Here is a 14,131-nt window from a genome sequence, read left to right on the forward strand (position 1 = left end):
TGTTCGCTGGATAAATTACTGTACATACATCCAGTAATCTATCCGCGGATACGCCCATGTCGCAGTTTCTCCCGCCACGCGGCCGTGGCACGGCCAGCAACCCGCACAACCGTTTTGCCGCCACCCGCTCGGTGCGCGAAGACGATGGCTGGTATCAGGAAGAAACCCCGCTGACCTTTACCACCGAGGTCCGCGCGGAATTCGCCAAAAGCGTGATCACCCGCAACAACTCCCCGGATGTCGGCTTCGACCGCTCGGTAAACCCCTATCGCGGCTGCGAACATGGCTGCATCTACTGCTTCGCCCGGCCCAGCCATGCCTACTGGGACCTGTCCCCGGGCATCGACTTTGAAACCAAGCTGATCGCCAAAACCAACCTCGCCAGCCGCCTGGAAGAACAGCTGCAAAAGCCCGGCTATGTGCCGGCCCCCATTGCCCTGGGCATCAATACCGACGCCTATCAGCCCATCGAACGCGAACACCAGCTAACCCGCCGCAGCCTGGAAATCCTCCTGCGTTACCGCCACCCCGTGCATATCATCACCAAGAGCTCGCTGATCCTGCGCGACCTCGACCTGCTCAGCGAACTGGCCAGCTGCAACCTGGTGAGCGTGGCCTTCAGCATGACCACCCTGGACGACGAGCTGAAACGCATCATGGAGCCGCGCACCGCCTCACCCAAGGCACGGCTGCGGGCGATGAAAGAACTGCATGAAGCCGGAGTACCGGTCAGCGCCCTGGTGGCACCGGTTATTCCGATGATCAATGACATGGAACTGGAACAGATCCTCGCCGCCGCCAAGGAAGCCGGGGCGCGCTCAGCCGGTTATGTCCTGCTGCGCCTGCCGCTGGAAATCGCCGAACTGTTCGAAGAGTGGCTCAACAGCCATTTCCCCGACCGCGCCGCCCATGTGATGAGCCTGATTCGCCAGTCCCGCGGCGGCAAAAACTACGACAGCCGCTTTGGCGTGCGGATGAAGGGCGAGGGCATTTTTGCCGAGCTGCTCAACCAGCGCTTCAAGCTGGCGATCAAGCGCCTGGACCTCAACCGGCGAGGCGATATTGGTTTGGATTGCAGCCAGTTTTGTCCGCCGGGGGCGCAGCTGAATTTGTTGTAGCGGTAGCGCTGAGCGATAAGGGAGTCAGGTTGAAATTTGCGAAAATAAATCCGGAAAAAAGTTTGGGTAACGCACGCATACGGCCACGAGAGCCAGGCAACAAGCAGTCTTTATTGAATTTTTACCCGCATACATATCCGAAATAGGAACCGACGCAAGGAGGTTACCCTTGTGCCAGGTGCATCACTGAATCTGCTGCTAATACTGGGCAGCGGCCAAACTCACGCGTTATGGTTAGCCGCTCCAGCCCCTCCGTTTCTGGTAGCCCAGCATGGCCCGTACATCGCGAATCACCGACCCGTCCTACGAGTTGATGGATGACCACGAAGGCCATTCGCTGATCTATCGCCAGCATGGTTTTCCCAGTCCCCTGGTGCGCTGGCACTTCCATAAGGAATACGAGCTGCACCTGATCGTCGCCAGCTCCGGCAAGGTGTTTATTGGCGACTACATCGGCAACTTCGCCCCCGACACGCTGTTTCTCACCGGCCCCAATCTGCCGCATAACTGGATCAGCCAGGTGGCCGCCGATGAGGTGTATCCGCAGCGCGACATGCTGGTGAACTTTACCGATGAGGTACTCGATAACGGCAGCGCGGTTTTTTCCGAGTTGCAGGGCCTGGCACCGTTATTGGGCCGCGCCCAGTACGGCATCGAGTTCCGCTGCCCGCGACTGATCACCGAAGCCCGCGGCCTGATGCAACGGATTGCCGATTCCAGTGGCATGACCCGACTGGGCCACTTTCTGATTCTGATGGAGCTGCTGGCCGCCACCGAGGACTACCAGTTGCTCTCCGGCGTACGAGCCGCCGGGCTGGCCGATGAAAGCAATGTCGAGCGTATCAACCGCGCGGTGGACTTTATCTTTCAGCACTACGTGCAGGAGCTGTCTCAGGAGCAGGTGGCCGAGCAGTTGGGAATGACCCCGACCTACTTCTCGCGGTTCTTTAAACAGGCCACCGGGCGGGGCTTTGTCGAGTTCGTCAATCGCTTGCGGGTGAGCAAGTCCTGCGAGCTGCTGAGCACCAGCGACAAGCCGGTGACCGATGTGTGTTTCGAGTCGGGGTTCAGCAATGTGTCGAACTTCAACCGCCGCTTTCAGCAGCTCAAAGGTATGACTCCATCCGGTTACCGCCGCCTGGTAACGCAACGGATGACCGAGCAAAACCTGTACTGATTCACAGCCTGCGCAACTCCGCACCCACCGATAAGCCCCGTACTGAAGCGCCTGAGCGCGCTTTTCGGTATGAATTCGCCTACGACACAAGTGCAAAAAAGTATTGGTATAGGTGCAGGCGAGGCGTTGTTCGTCCTGGCCAGCACGCGTGTAATCGGTCCCGGTCAAACAAAAACAATAATGTCTTGCGCAGCCGACCTGGCCGCCAAGAGGAGTTCAACACCATGAACCACACGCTCAAGGCACTGGTTGCCGCCCTCTGCTTGTCTTCGTCCGCCGCGACCCTGGCGGCCGAAACCCTGACCATCGCCACGGTCAACAACAGCGACATGATCCGTATGCAAAAGCTCTCGAAGACCTTCGAAGAGCAGCATCCCGATATCAAACTGAAGTGGGTGGTTCTTGAAGAGAACGTCCTGCGCCAACGCCTGACCACCGATATCGCCACCCAGGGCGGGCAATTCGATGTGCTGACCATCGGCATGTACGAAGCCTCGTTGTGGGGGGCCAAGGGTTGGCTGGAACCGATGAACAATCTGCCGGCCACGTACGACCTCGACGACGTATTCCCCTCGGTGCGTGAAGGGCTGTCCGCCAAGGGCCAGCTATACGCCCTGCCGTTTTATGCCGAAGCCTCTATTACCTATTACCGCACCGATCTGTTCAAGGCCGCCGGCCTGGAAATGCCCGAGCATCCCACCTGGGAACAGATCGCCGGTTTCGCGGCCAAGCTGAACAAGCCCGAGCAGGACCAATACGGCATCTGCCTGCGCGGCAAAGCCGGCTGGGGCGAGAACATGGCCCTGGTGACCACTGTCGGCAATGCCTTTGGCGCGCGCTGGTTCGATGAAAAATGGCAGCCGGAATTCAGTGGCAACGAATGGAAAAACGCGCTGAGCTTCTACGTCGAGACCATGAACAAATACGGTCCGCCGGGCGCTTCCAGCAACGGCTTCAACGAGAACCTGGCGCTGTTCAACAGCGGCAAGTGCGGTATGTGGGTGGACGCCAGCGTCGCTGGCTCGTTCGTTACCGACAAGTCGCAGAGCAAGGTCGCCGACCACGTCGGCTTTACCTACGCGCCCAAGCAGGTCACTGACAAAGGTGCCTCATGGTTGTACTCGTGGGCACTGGCCATCCCCACCAGCTCCAAGGCCAAAGATGCGGCGAAAACCTTTAGTGCCTGGGCCACCTCGAAAGAGTACGGCGCTCTGGTGGCGGAAAAAGATGGCGTCGCCAACGTGCCGCCAGGCACCCGCGCGTCCACCTACAGCGACACCTACATGAGCGCGGCACCATTCGCCAAGGTCACCCTGGAATCGCTGAAAGCCGCCGACCCGACTCACCCCGGCGTACGCCCAGTGCCCTATGTGGGCATCCAGTTGGTGACCATTGCGGAGTTCCAGGCGATTGGCACACAGGTGGGCAAGTTGTTCGCCGCCGCTCTCACCGGGCAGATGCCGGTGGACCAGGCGTTGGCCGCTGCGCAGACCAGCACCGAGCGCGAGATGAAGCGCGCCGGTTATCCGAAGTAGTAAGCCTCACCTGTAGAAGCACCTCCTTCGGCCACGCTCCCCCGTGTGCCGAAGGCCTTTGCTACCCATGGAGTTAGCCATGCATTCCTCGGCTCTCGACACCGCCGCCGGCACACCTGTCGCCGCCCCTCAGGCAAAGCGCCGGGCGTTGAAGCCTGGCTGGTTTCTGGTCAGCCCTTCGGTCGCCCTGCTGTTGTTATGGATGATCGTGCCCCTAGGCATGACCCTGTATTTCTCGCTGATCCGCTACAACCTGTTGTCGCCCGGCGAGAACGAATTTGTCGGCCTGGAGAACTTCGAGTTCTTCGTCACCGACCCAGGTTTTATGCCCGGTGCCCTGCACACCCTCACGCTGGTGGGCAGCGTGTTGGCCATCAGCGTGATCCTCGGCGTGCTGATCAGCGCCTTGCTCGAGGCCTGCGAATTCTGGGGTCGTGGCATTGTGCGGGTGCTGCTGATCTCGCCGTTTTTCATCATGCCAACCGTCAGCGCGCTGCTGTGGAAGAACCTGATTTTCCACCCGGTGTCGGGCATTCTCGCCGCCATCTGGAAGTTCTTCGGTGCCCAGCCGGTGGACTGGTTGGCGCATCACCCACTGCTGTCGATCATCGTCATCGTGTCCTGGCAGTGGCTGCCGTTCGCCATCCTGATTCTGATGACCGCCATGCAGTCACTCGACCAGGACCAGAAGGAAGCCGCGCGCCTGGATGGTGCCGGCCCCATCGCGATTTTCTGGCACCTGACCCTGCCGCATCTGGCGCGACCGATTGCCGTGGTGGTGATGATCGAGACGATTTTTCTGCTCTCGGTATTTGCCGAAATCTTCACCACCACCAGCGGTGGCCCAGGTTACGAATCCACCAACCTGGCGTACCTGATCTACAACCAGGCACTACTGCAATTCGATGTGGGCATGGCCTCGGCGGGCGGCCTGATCGCCGTGCTGATCGCCAATATCGCCGCCATCATCCTGGTCCGGATGATTGGCAAAAACCTCACCGACCAACCGTAACAGGAGCCTGACGATGCTGACCCTCAAGCAATCCCGGCGCCTGCACAGTGTGGTGGTGGGCACCTTGTCCTGGGCTGTGGCGCTGCTGATTTTCTTCCCGATCTTCTGGATGATCCTCACCAGCTTCAAAACCGAGATGGATGCCATTGCCACGCCGCCGCAGCTGTTCTTCGTGCCAACGCTGGAGAACTATCTGCATATCAACGAACGCAGCGACTACTTCAGCTTTGCCTGGAACTCGGTGCTGATCTCATTCTCCGCCACCCTGCTGTGCATGCTGATTGCGGTACCGGCGGCCTACTCCATGGCCTTCCATGAAAGCCGCCACACCAAGCGCACCTTGCTGTGGATGCTGTCGACCAAGATGCTGCCGCCGGTGGGCGTGCTGATGCCCATCTACCTGCTGTGCAAAAGCATGGGCCTGCTCGATTCGCGCATCGCGTTGATCGCGATCTACACCCTGATCAACCTGCCGATTGTGGTGTGGATGGTTTACACCTACTTCAAAGATATCCCCGTGGATATCCTCGAAGCCGCGCGCCTGGATGGCGCCACCACCTTCCAGGAAATCGGTCGCGTGCTGTTGCCGATTGCCCGTGGCGGGCTGGCCTCGACCATGTTGCTGTCGCTGATCCTGTGCTGGAACGAAGCGTTCTGGTCGCTCAACCTGACGTCCTCGGCCGCCGCCCCCCTCACTGCTCTGGTGGCTTCCTACTCAAGCCCGGAGGGGCTGTTCTGGGCCAAGTTGTCCGCCGTCTCCACCCTCGCCTGCGCGCCCATTCTGATTTTTGGCTGGATCAGCCAGAAGCAGCTGGTGCGTGGCCTGTCTTTTGGTGCCGTGAAATGACCGGCCTGGTTTCCAAGGAGTGCTTTTATGGCTGATCTCAGCATTCGCAATTTGCAGAAAGGCTTCGATGGCCACGCCATCATTCAGGGCATCGACCTTGATGTGCGCGACCGTGAATTCGTGGTGTTTGTCGGCCCCTCGGGCTGCGGCAAGTCCACGTTGCTGCGCTTGATCGCAGGGCTGGAGGAAGTCACCAGCGGCAGCATCGCCCTGGACGGCAAGGACATCACCGACCTCGCCCCCGCCAAACGCGACCTGGCCATGGTGTTCCAGACCTACGCGCTGTACCCGCATATGACCGTGCGCAAAAACCTGTCCTTCGCCCTCGATCTGGCGCGGGTGGACAAGGCGACCGTAAAGGCCAAGGTCGACAACGCCGCGCGCATTCTGGAGCTTGAGCGCCTGCTAGAACGCAAACCCAAGCAGCTCTCTGGTGGCCAGCGCCAGCGCGTGGCGATTGGTCGGGCGATTGTGCGTAACCCGAAAATCTTTCTCTTCGACGAACCGCTGTCCAACCTCGATGCCGCCCTGCGGGTACAAACGCGCCTGGAGTTGGCGCGCCTGCATAAAGAGCTGAAGGCGACGATGATTTACGTCACCCACGATCAGGTCGAGGCCATGACCCTGGCCGACAAGGTGGTGGTACTCAATGGCGGGCGCGTGGAGCAGGTCGGCTCGCCGCTGGAGCTGTACAACCATCCGGCCAATCTGTTTGTCGCGGGTTTTCTCGGCACGCCAAAGATGGGTTTTTTGCGTGGCACGGTGGGCAGCGTGGATGGCGGCAGCTGCGAGGTGCAGCTCGACGCCGGCGCCAACCTGCACCTGCCGCGTGTGGCGTGTGGGCAGCGCGCCGGTGGCAGCGTGACCCTGGGCGTGCGCCCGGAACATTTCAATATCGTGCCGGCCGGTCAGGGCCAGCTGCAGGTGATTGCTGACGTCAGCGAGCGCCTGGGTAGCGACACCTATTGCCATGTGCGCACAGCGTCTGGCGAAAACCTGACCATCCGCGTGCGCGGCGATTTTTCGCCCACCTACGGCCAGCCGTTGGAGCTGGCCTTCGACACCGCCCACTGCCATCTCTTTGATGCCACTGGCGCTGCCATCGACAAACGCAGCGCTGCCGAGCAGGCCGCGTAAGGATTTTTTATGAAACTCAGCCGTTCCAATCTGCGCCGCTTGGTGCCCTATATTGCCTTGCCCGCTTATGACCTCGGCGCGCGCCGGCAAGGCATCGCCCATATCGGCGTGGGCGGCTTTCACCGCGCGCACCAGGCGATCTATACCGAAGCCTTGCAGAACCAGGGCAAAGACCTCGATTGGGGCATCTGTGGCGTTGGCCTGCGTGCCGAAGACCGGCCGATGCGCGATGCGCTCGCCAGCCAGGATTACCTCTACACCCAGGTTGAATTGGGCGATACGCCAAACCTGGAAGTGCGCGTCGTCGGCGTGATCGGCACCATGCTGTTGGCCGAGGATTCGACCCAGGCGCTGATCGACAAACTGGCCGAGCCGGCGATCCGTATCGTCTCGCTGACCATCACCGAAGGCGGCTACTGCATCGATGACGCCAGCGGCGAATTTCTCGCCGACCTGCCGGCCATTCAGCACGACCTGGCCAACCCGCAGGTGCCGACCACCGTGTTCGGTTTTCTCTGCGCCGCCCTGGCCAAACGTCGCGCCAATGGCACGCCGGCATTCACCCTGATGTCCTGCGATAACCTGCCGCACAACGGCGCGGTCACCCGCAAAGCGTTGCTTAGTTATGCGCGTCTGGCCGATGCCGAGTTGGCCGAGTGGATCGCCGCCAATGTCAGCTTTCCCAATGCCATGGTCGATCGTATTACGCCGATGACCAGCGATGCCCATCGTCAGCAACTGGCCCGCGAACATGGCATCGACGACGCCTGGCCGGTGGTCTGCGAACCGTTCCTGCAATGGGTGCTGGAAGATCAGTTCGTCAATGGCCGGCCGGCCTGGGAAGAGGTGGGCGTACAGTTCACCGACGATGTGTCGCCCTATGAAGAGATGAAGATCAAGCTGCTCAACGGCAGCCATCTGGCCCTGACCTACCTGGGTTTTCTCAAGGGCTATCGGTTTGTCCACGAGACCATGAACGACCCGCTGTTCCGTGGTTATGTGCGGCGCTTTATGGACCTCGACGTAACGCCACAACTGGCACCGGTACCGGGCATCGATCTGAGCGATTACAAAGACACCCTGATCGAACGCTTTTCCAACCAGGCCATTGCCGATCAGTTGGAGCGCGTGTGTTCCGACGGCAGTTCGAAATTCCCCAAATTTATTGTGCCGACCCTCAATCGCCTGATTGCCGATGGTGCCGAGCTGGATCGCGCCGCATTGGTGGTGGCGGCCTGGGCCTTGTATCTGGACGGCGTGGACGAGCAGGGCACCCGGTACCGCATTGCCGATCCGCGTGCCGACTGGGCGCAAGGGTTGGTCGCCGACAAGGCCAGCCTCACCGCGCGCTTGCTGGGTGCGGAGCTGGTGTTCGGGCCGGCGATCCCGGCCTCAGCAGCATTTGTCGCCGCCTTTGAACGGCAGCTGCATAACCTGCGCACCCTGGGGGTCAGCGGCACCTTGCAGACACTGCTGGACGGCGCTGTTCAACGCGATTCGCTGCACCACCAGCGCTGAGGGTTGGCCATGGCTTTTTACCTCGGCATCGATTGCGGCACCCAAGGCACTAAAGCCCTGGTGCTCGACGCCGCCACCGGCCAGGTGCTGGGTGCCGGTGGCGCGCCCCATCGACTGATCAGCGGGCCCAATGGCCATCGCGAACAGCAGCCAGTGGACTGGCTGCATGCCTTGGAGCAGGCCACCCGTGCGGCGCTGGCCGAGGCCGGGATATCCGGCCAGGCCATCGCCGGCCTTGGCGTTTCCGGCCAGCAGCATGGGCTGGTACTACTCGATGCCCAGGGCCAGGTGCTGCGTCCGGCCAAGCTCTGGTGTGACACCGAGTCGGCGGCCGAAAACCAGCGCCTGCTGGATTACCTTGGCGGCGAGCAAGGCTCACTGGAGCGCCTGGGCGTGGCCATCGCGCCGGGCTATACAGTGTCGAAGCTGCTGTGGACCAAGGACCATCATCCCGCCATCTACAGCCGCATCGCCCATATTCTGCTGCCCCACGATTACCTGAATTTCTGCCTGACCGGCCGCTACTGCAGCGAATATGGCGACGCTTCCGGGACCGGCTATTTCAATGTGCGCACTCGCCAGTGGGACCACGACCTGCTGCGCCATATCGACCCCAGCGGCCGCCTGAACAATGCCCTGCCGACCTTGATTGAAGCCGGTGAAAACCTGGGCAGCTTACTGCCGGAAATCGCCCAGCGCCTGGGCCTCAATCCGCAGGCGCTGGTCGCCAGTGGAGGCGGCGACAATATGATGGGAGCCATCGGCACCGGCAATATCAGTCCAGGTGCCATCACCATGAGCCTGGGCACCTCAGGCACGCTGTACGCCTATGCCGAACAGCCGCAGATCAGCCCACATGCCTCGGTAGCGACCTTCTGCTCCTCATCCGGCGGCTGGCTGCCGCTGATTTGCACCATGAACCTGACCAACGCCACGGGCGCCATCCAGCAGTTATTGGAACTGGATCTGGCCAGTTTTGGCTGCCTGGTTAGCCAGGCACCGATTGGCGCGGAAGGTGTGCTGATGCTGCCCTTTCTCAATGGCGAACGGGTGCCAGCCTTGCCCACTGCCAGCGCCAGCCTGTTGGGCCTGACCAGCGAGAACCTCAACCGCGCCAACCTCTGCCGCGCGGTGCTGGAGGGGAGCTGCTTCGGCCTGCGTTATGGCCTGGATTTACTCCGCGCCAGTGGCATACAAGGCCGCGAAATCCGCCTGATTGGCGGTGCGGCGAAAAGCTCGGTGTGGCGACAGATAGTCGCCGATATCATGGCCACGCCCCTGGTGTGTCCCCAACACACCGAAGCAGCGGCCCTGGGTGCGGCAATTCAAGCGGCCTGGAGTGCGGGCGAGGGCAGCCTGGCGGCGCTCTGCCAGCGCTGCGTCAGCCTCGATCCGCGCACCATCACCCGCCCGGACCCGGCCGCCAGCGCCGCCTACGAGCCGGTGTACCAGCGTTACCGGCAGCAGGTTATGCAGCTGCAATAAGCTATCCACACTTTTTTGCGTTTCAGGAGTTCGATATGTACCTGGTTTGCGGTGAAGCCCTGTTCGACTTTTTCACCCAGGCGGCCGGCACGCGCAGCAGCGAGCTGGACTACAAAGCCATCGCCGGTGGGTCGCCCTTCAACGTCGCGGTCGGCCTGCGCCGGCTGGGGGTGGAATCGGCCTTGTTTGGCGGACTGTCCAATGACTTTCTCGGCGCTCGTTTGCGCCAGGTGCTGGAGGAAGAGGGCGTAAGTGAGCAGTTTCTGCACGCCTTCGATTTGCCCTCCACCATGGCCATGGTGGCGGTGGATGGCAACGGCCAGCCGCATTACTCCTTCCGCGGCGAAGGCTGCGCCGACCGCGCCCTGCGCAGCGAGCACCTGCCGGTGCTTGGCAGCGAGGTGCGCGGCCTGCACGTGGGCTCGTTCTCGCTGGTGGTGCAGCCGATTGGCGACACCCTGCTGGAACTGGTGCGGCGTGAAAGTGGCCAGCGTCTGATCAGCCTCGACCCCAACGTACGTCTGAACCCGCAGCCGGATGCCGCGCTGTGGCGCGAGCGGGTGGAAGAGCTGGCGTTACTGGCCGATCTGATCAAGGTCAGCGATGAAGACCTGAGCTTGCTGTACCCCGATACTGCGCCCGAGCAGATCATCGAGCGATGGCAGCAAGGCCGTTGCCAGTTGCTGGTGATGACCCGCGGGGGCCAGGGCGCGACGGCCTTCAGTCGTCAGCACGGGGTGGTGTCGGTGCCCTCGCGGCACGTGCAGGTGCGCGATACCGTGGGTGCGGGCGATACCTTTCAGGCGGCGCTACTGGCCTGGTTGACCCGCGCCGAGCTGGACAGCCCCGAGGGTCTTGCCCGCTTGAGCCGGGAACAGCTGGATAGCTTGCTGAATTACGCGATGGCAGCGGCGGCGATGACCTGTTCGCGTACGGGGCCAGACCTGCCGTTTCACCATGAGCTGACGGTGTGACAGAGACGCACTGAGCGCTGCCTACAGCTCGAACTGAGTAGGTGCCTGGTCGGCGCCAAACACGGCAAGGTTCATCCGCATCGGCTGGCCGATCCACAGCCCGTGGTCACGGTGATCCACCAGGTCATCGCCGGTGATGGGATGAACAAAGATCGACAGGCCCTGGCGGTGTAACACCAGCCAGGGCAGCAGTTGCGCAAACACCGCCGGGCGCAGCGCCAGTTGGCAGCTCCAGGCGGGATGGGGGCCAAAGATCTTTTCGTGCACACGGCCCATTTTCACCTCGAACAAACGCGCGGCTGCTTCGCAAAGGCTGCGCGCTTGCTCAAGGGTGGCCGCGTCGAAGTAGACATGCGCATGCCAGCCGCGGATACGCTCGGCGCTGTCTTCGTCGTGGGCCATGCTTGCCTCCCCTCAGGCCAATTGGCGGCGTAGTTCGGCCAGCACGCTGGCACTGCCCGGACGCACCCCGCGCCAAAGGAAAAACGCCTCCGCCGCCTGCTCCACCAACATGCCCAGACCATCGACGGTACGCGCTGCACCCTGGTCGCTGGCCCACTGGTTGAAGGCGGTCAGGCCTTTGCCATACATCATGTCGTAGCACAGGGTGTGGCCCGCTTTGATCAGGCTGGGCGAGATCGGCGGCAACTCACCGGCAAGGCTTGCAGAGGTGCCGTTGATGATCAGGTCCACCGGCGCTTCCAGCCAATCGAAACCGCATGCCGCCACCGGACCGAGATCGGCAAACAGGCGGGCCAGCGCTTCGGCCTTTTCCACGGTGCGGTTGGCGATCACCACGGAATGCGGCTGCTCGGCCAGCAGCGGCGCCAGCACACCGCGCACAGCACCGCCGGCACCCAGCACCAGAATGCGTTGGCCCTTGAGGTCGACCCCGGCATTTACCGTCAGATCACGCACCAGGCCGGCACCATCGGTGTTGTCGCCGAGCAGGCCGCCATCGTTCTGTTTGCTCAGCGTATTTACCGCGCCGGCCCGCTGCGCACGGGGCGTCAGGCTGTCGGCCAGTTGGTAGGCCTGCTCCTTGAAAGGCACGGTGACGTTGCCCCCGCAGCCATTGGCAAAGAAGTCGCGGGCAAATGCCGTGAAGCCGTCCAACGGTGCCAACAAGGCTTCATAGCTCAGCTGCTGGCCGGTCTGCTCGGCGAACAGGCGGTGAATCAGCGGCGATTTGCTGTGGCCAATAGGGTTGCCGAATACGCCATAACGATCCATCAGTTCGCTGCCTCACCCAGCCAGTCACGGTCCTGCAGGAAATACTCGGTCAGCCGCGCTTCGGCGCTGCCGGCCTCGGGCTTCCAGTCATAGCCCCAGCGTACGTGCGGTGGCAGCGACATCAGGATCGATTCGGTACGCCCGCCCGATTGCAGACCGAACAGGGTGCCGCGGTCGTAGACCAGGTTGAATTCGACATAGCGGCCGCGGCGGAAGGCCTGGAATTCACGTTGCTGTTCGGTGAACGCGGTGCCTTTGCGCCGTTGCACGATAGGCAGGTAGGCGTCGATATAGGCGTCGCCGATGGCGCGGATAAAGGCGAAGCAGGTGTCGAAGTCCCACTCGTTGAGGTCATCGAAAAACAACCCGCCTATACCGCGTGGCTCGTTGCGATGCTTGATATGGAAGTAGGTGTCACACCAGGCTTTGTAGCGTGGGTAGACATCGGCACCAAAGGGCGCGCAGGCCTGTTCGGCGACGCGGTGCCAGTGCTGGCAGTCTTCGTCGTTGCCGTAGTAGGGGGTCAGGTCGAAACCGCCGCCAAACCACCACACGGCTTCTTCACCTTCTTTCTCGGCAATAAAGAAACGCACGTTGGCATGGGAGGTGGGGATATGCGGGTTTTCCGGGTGCATCACCAGCGACACGCCCATGGCCTCGAAACCACGCCCGGCGAGTTCCGGACGGTGGGCGCTGGCGGAGGGCGGCAGGCCGCTGCCGAAGACGTGGGAGAAGTTGACGCCGCCCTTTTCCAGCACTGCGCCGTTCTCGATCACGCGGGTGCGGCCACCGCCACCGGCCGGACGCTCCCAGGCATCCTCAACGAACCGCGCGCGGCCGTCTTCGGCTTCGAGGGCGGCACAGATACGGTCTTGCAGGTCGAGCAGATAGGCCTTTACGGCCGCGCTACGTTCACTCACGCCATCACCTTCACACACAGATAACCAAGAAGTTTTGCCGCCCCAAGCCACAGGGGGCGGGGCTCGCAGCCCTGACAGGGGCGCAAGCATACCACCGCAGCTGCGCCCTTCGCTGTTGACGCCCGTCAAGCACAGGCGTTGCATAGAGCCCTTTCGTTGCCACAGACCCAGCCAGAGTCAAAGCCATAGGAGGCTCCATGCCCAAGCGCATTCAGTTCGCCAGCCACGGCGGTCCCGAGGTTCTTCAGTATGTCGACTACCAGCCAGCCGCCCCGGGCCCACAGGAGGTGCGTGTGGCCAACCAGGCCATCGGCCTGAACTTTATCGACACCTATTACCGCAGCGGCCTGTATTCGCCGGCCGCGCTGCCTTCCGGGCTGGGTGCCGAGGGCGCGGGGGTGGTCGAGACGGTGGGCAGTGGGGTAAGCCATCTCAAGGTCGGCGACCGTGTGGCCTACGGCACCGGCCCGCTGGGTGCCTACAGCGAGTTGCATGTGCTGCCGGCAGCGCACTTGGTGAAACTGCCGGACAGCATCAGCTTCGAGCTGGCCGCCAGCGTCATGCTCAAGGGCCTGACCGTGCAGTACCTGCTGCGCCAGACCTACCCGCTGCAGGGCGGCGAAACCATTCTGTTCCACGCCGCCGCAGGGGGTGTCGGCAGCATCGCCTGCCAATGGGCCAAGGCCCTGGGGGTGAAGCTGATCGGCACCGTCGGCTCGGCGGCCAAAGCCGAACGCGCCAAGGCCCTGGGTGCCTGGGCGACCATCGATTACAGCCATGAAGATGTGGCAGCCCGCGTGCTGGAGCTGACCGAGGGCAAGAAGTGCCCGGTGGTGTATGACTCGATCGGCAAGGACACCTGGGACACCTCACTGAACTGCACCGCCCCGCGCGGCCTGCTGGTGAGCTTCGGCAATTCGTCCGGACCGGTCAGCGGGGTCAATCTGGGCGTGTTGGCGCAGAAGGGCTCGCTGTTCGTCACCCGTCCGACCCTGGGCACCTATGCCAACACCCCGGAGAATCTGCAGGCCATGGCCGATGAACTGTTCGCCTTGCTCGCCAGCGGCCAGATCCAGGTGGATATCAACCAACGGTTCGTCCTGCAGGATGCCGCTGCCGCCCATATCGCCCTGTCCGGCCGGCAAACCACTGGCTCCACTGTATTGCTGCCGTGA

The 14,131-nt window shown here is 62.3% G+C and carries 13 protein-coding genes; 10 read left to right on the plus strand and 3 right to left on the minus strand.

Going from position 1 to position 14,131, the window contains the following annotated elements:
* Positions 1–56: 56 nt before the first annotated feature.
* The 9 genes from ACVW0Y_RS06805 to ACVW0Y_RS06845 all read left to right on the plus strand — a co-directional run bounded on the left by ACVW0Y_RS06805 (position 57) and on the right by ACVW0Y_RS06845 (position 10,803).
* Positions 57–1,118, plus strand: coding sequence for a PA0069 family radical SAM protein (locus ACVW0Y_RS06805; RefSeq protein ID WP_457436949.1), 1,062 nt, complete (start codon positions 57–59; stop codon positions 1,116–1,118).
* Between the two features lie 271 nt (positions 1,119–1,389).
* Complete coding sequence (locus ACVW0Y_RS06810) at positions 1,390–2,295, plus strand: AraC family transcriptional regulator (protein ID WP_457436951.1); 906 nt, start codon at positions 1,390–1,392, stop codon at positions 2,293–2,295.
* Between the two features lie 224 nt (positions 2,296–2,519).
* Positions 2,520–3,830 carry an ABC transporter substrate-binding protein gene (locus tag ACVW0Y_RS06815; protein ID WP_457436953.1) on the plus strand — a complete coding sequence of 437 codons (1,311 nt, stop codon included), beginning with the start codon at positions 2,520–2,522 and terminating at the stop codon, positions 3,828–3,830.
* A 79-nt stretch (positions 3,831–3,909) separates the two neighbouring features.
* The gene (locus ACVW0Y_RS06820) at positions 3,910–4,842 is read left to right on the plus strand and encodes a carbohydrate ABC transporter permease (protein ID WP_457436954.1); all 933 of its coding nucleotides are present in this window, start codon (positions 3,910–3,912) and stop codon (positions 4,840–4,842) included.
* 13 nt (positions 4,843–4,855) lie between these two features.
* On the plus strand, positions 4,856–5,689 hold the full coding sequence (locus ACVW0Y_RS06825; RefSeq protein ID WP_457436956.1) for a carbohydrate ABC transporter permease: 834 nt from the start codon (positions 4,856–4,858) through the stop codon (positions 5,687–5,689).
* Positions 5,690–5,716: 27 nt separating this feature from the next.
* A complete protein-coding gene (locus tag ACVW0Y_RS06830) occupies positions 5,717–6,826 on the plus strand; it encodes an ABC transporter ATP-binding protein (RefSeq protein ID WP_457436957.1) in 1,110 nt (369 codons plus the stop codon).
* Positions 6,827–6,835: 9 nt separating this feature from the next.
* On the plus strand, positions 6,836–8,344 hold the full coding sequence (locus tag ACVW0Y_RS06835) for a mannitol dehydrogenase family protein (RefSeq protein WP_457436958.1): 1,509 nt from the start codon (positions 6,836–6,838) through the stop codon (positions 8,342–8,344).
* A gap of 9 nt (positions 8,345–8,353) precedes the next feature.
* Positions 8,354–9,829, plus strand: a complete 1,476-nt coding sequence (xylB, locus tag ACVW0Y_RS06840) for a xylulokinase (protein WP_457436959.1) — start codon at positions 8,354–8,356, stop codon at positions 9,827–9,829.
* A 35-nt stretch (positions 9,830–9,864) separates the two neighbouring features.
* Positions 9,865–10,803, plus strand: a complete 939-nt coding sequence (locus ACVW0Y_RS06845; protein WP_457436960.1) for a carbohydrate kinase family protein — start codon at positions 9,865–9,867, stop codon at positions 10,801–10,803.
* Positions 10,804–10,824: 21 nt separating this feature from the next.
* Here ACVW0Y_RS06845 and ACVW0Y_RS06850 read toward each other — a convergent pair whose 3' ends face one another.
* From ACVW0Y_RS06850 to hemF, 3 genes are read right to left on the minus strand one after another with little or no spacing between them, the layout of a single operon-like run.
* A complete protein-coding gene (locus tag ACVW0Y_RS06850; RefSeq protein ID WP_457436961.1) occupies positions 10,825–11,205 on the minus strand; it encodes a DOPA 4,5-dioxygenase family protein in 381 nt (126 codons plus the stop codon).
* Between the two features lie 12 nt (positions 11,206–11,217).
* A complete protein-coding gene (gene aroE, locus ACVW0Y_RS06855) occupies positions 11,218–12,036 on the minus strand; it encodes a shikimate dehydrogenase (RefSeq protein ID WP_457436962.1) in 819 nt (272 codons plus the stop codon).
* Positions 12,036–12,956: an oxygen-dependent coproporphyrinogen oxidase gene (gene hemF, locus ACVW0Y_RS06860; RefSeq protein ID WP_457436963.1), complete on the minus strand. Its 921-nt coding sequence runs from the start codon at positions 12,954–12,956 to the stop codon at positions 12,036–12,038. Before hemF ends, aroE begins: the two co-directional genes overlap by 1 nt.
* A 197-nt stretch (positions 12,957–13,153) precedes the next feature.
* On the opposite strand from hemF, the gene ACVW0Y_RS06865 reads away from it, so the two are divergent.
* Positions 13,154–14,131 (plus strand): NADPH:quinone reductase, encoded by a 978-nt coding sequence (locus ACVW0Y_RS06865; RefSeq protein WP_457436965.1) that lies wholly within the window; start codon positions 13,154–13,156, stop codon positions 14,129–14,131.

Source organism: Pseudomonas sp. TE3786 (assembly GCF_054057335.1).

Excerpts from the sequence above, each read along its gene's own strand:
- ACVW0Y_RS06850 (WP_457436961.1), bottom strand. The coding sequence starts at position 11,205 with ATGGCCCACGACGAAGACAGCGCCGAGCGTATCCGCGGCTGGCATGCG.
- ACVW0Y_RS06820 (WP_457436954.1), top strand. The coding sequence starts at position 3,910 with ATGCATTCCTCGGCTCTCGACACCGCCGCCGGCACACCTGTCGCCGCC.
- ACVW0Y_RS06825 (WP_457436956.1), top strand. The coding sequence starts at position 4,856 with ATGCTGACCCTCAAGCAATCCCGGCGCCTGCACAGTGTGGTGGTGGGC.
- ACVW0Y_RS06810 (WP_457436951.1), top strand. The coding sequence starts at position 1,390 with ATGGCCCGTACATCGCGAATCACCGACCCGTCCTACGAGTTGATGGAT.
- ACVW0Y_RS06865 (WP_457436965.1), top strand. The coding sequence starts at position 13,154 with ATGCCCAAGCGCATTCAGTTCGCCAGCCACGGCGGTCCCGAGGTTCTT.
- ACVW0Y_RS06830 (WP_457436957.1), top strand. The coding sequence starts at position 5,717 with ATGGCTGATCTCAGCATTCGCAATTTGCAGAAAGGCTTCGATGGCCAC.
- xylB (WP_457436959.1), top strand. The coding sequence starts at position 8,354 with ATGGCTTTTTACCTCGGCATCGATTGCGGCACCCAAGGCACTAAAGCC.
- ACVW0Y_RS06805 (WP_457436949.1), top strand. The coding sequence starts at position 57 with ATGTCGCAGTTTCTCCCGCCACGCGGCCGTGGCACGGCCAGCAACCCG.
- ACVW0Y_RS06845 (WP_457436960.1), top strand. The coding sequence starts at position 9,865 with ATGTACCTGGTTTGCGGTGAAGCCCTGTTCGACTTTTTCACCCAGGCG.
- ACVW0Y_RS06835 (WP_457436958.1), top strand. The coding sequence starts at position 6,836 with ATGAAACTCAGCCGTTCCAATCTGCGCCGCTTGGTGCCCTATATTGCC.
- ACVW0Y_RS06815 (WP_457436953.1), top strand. The coding sequence starts at position 2,520 with ATGAACCACACGCTCAAGGCACTGGTTGCCGCCCTCTGCTTGTCTTCG.
- aroE (WP_457436962.1), bottom strand. The coding sequence starts at position 12,036 with ATGGATCGTTATGGCGTATTCGGCAACCCTATTGGCCACAGCAAATCG.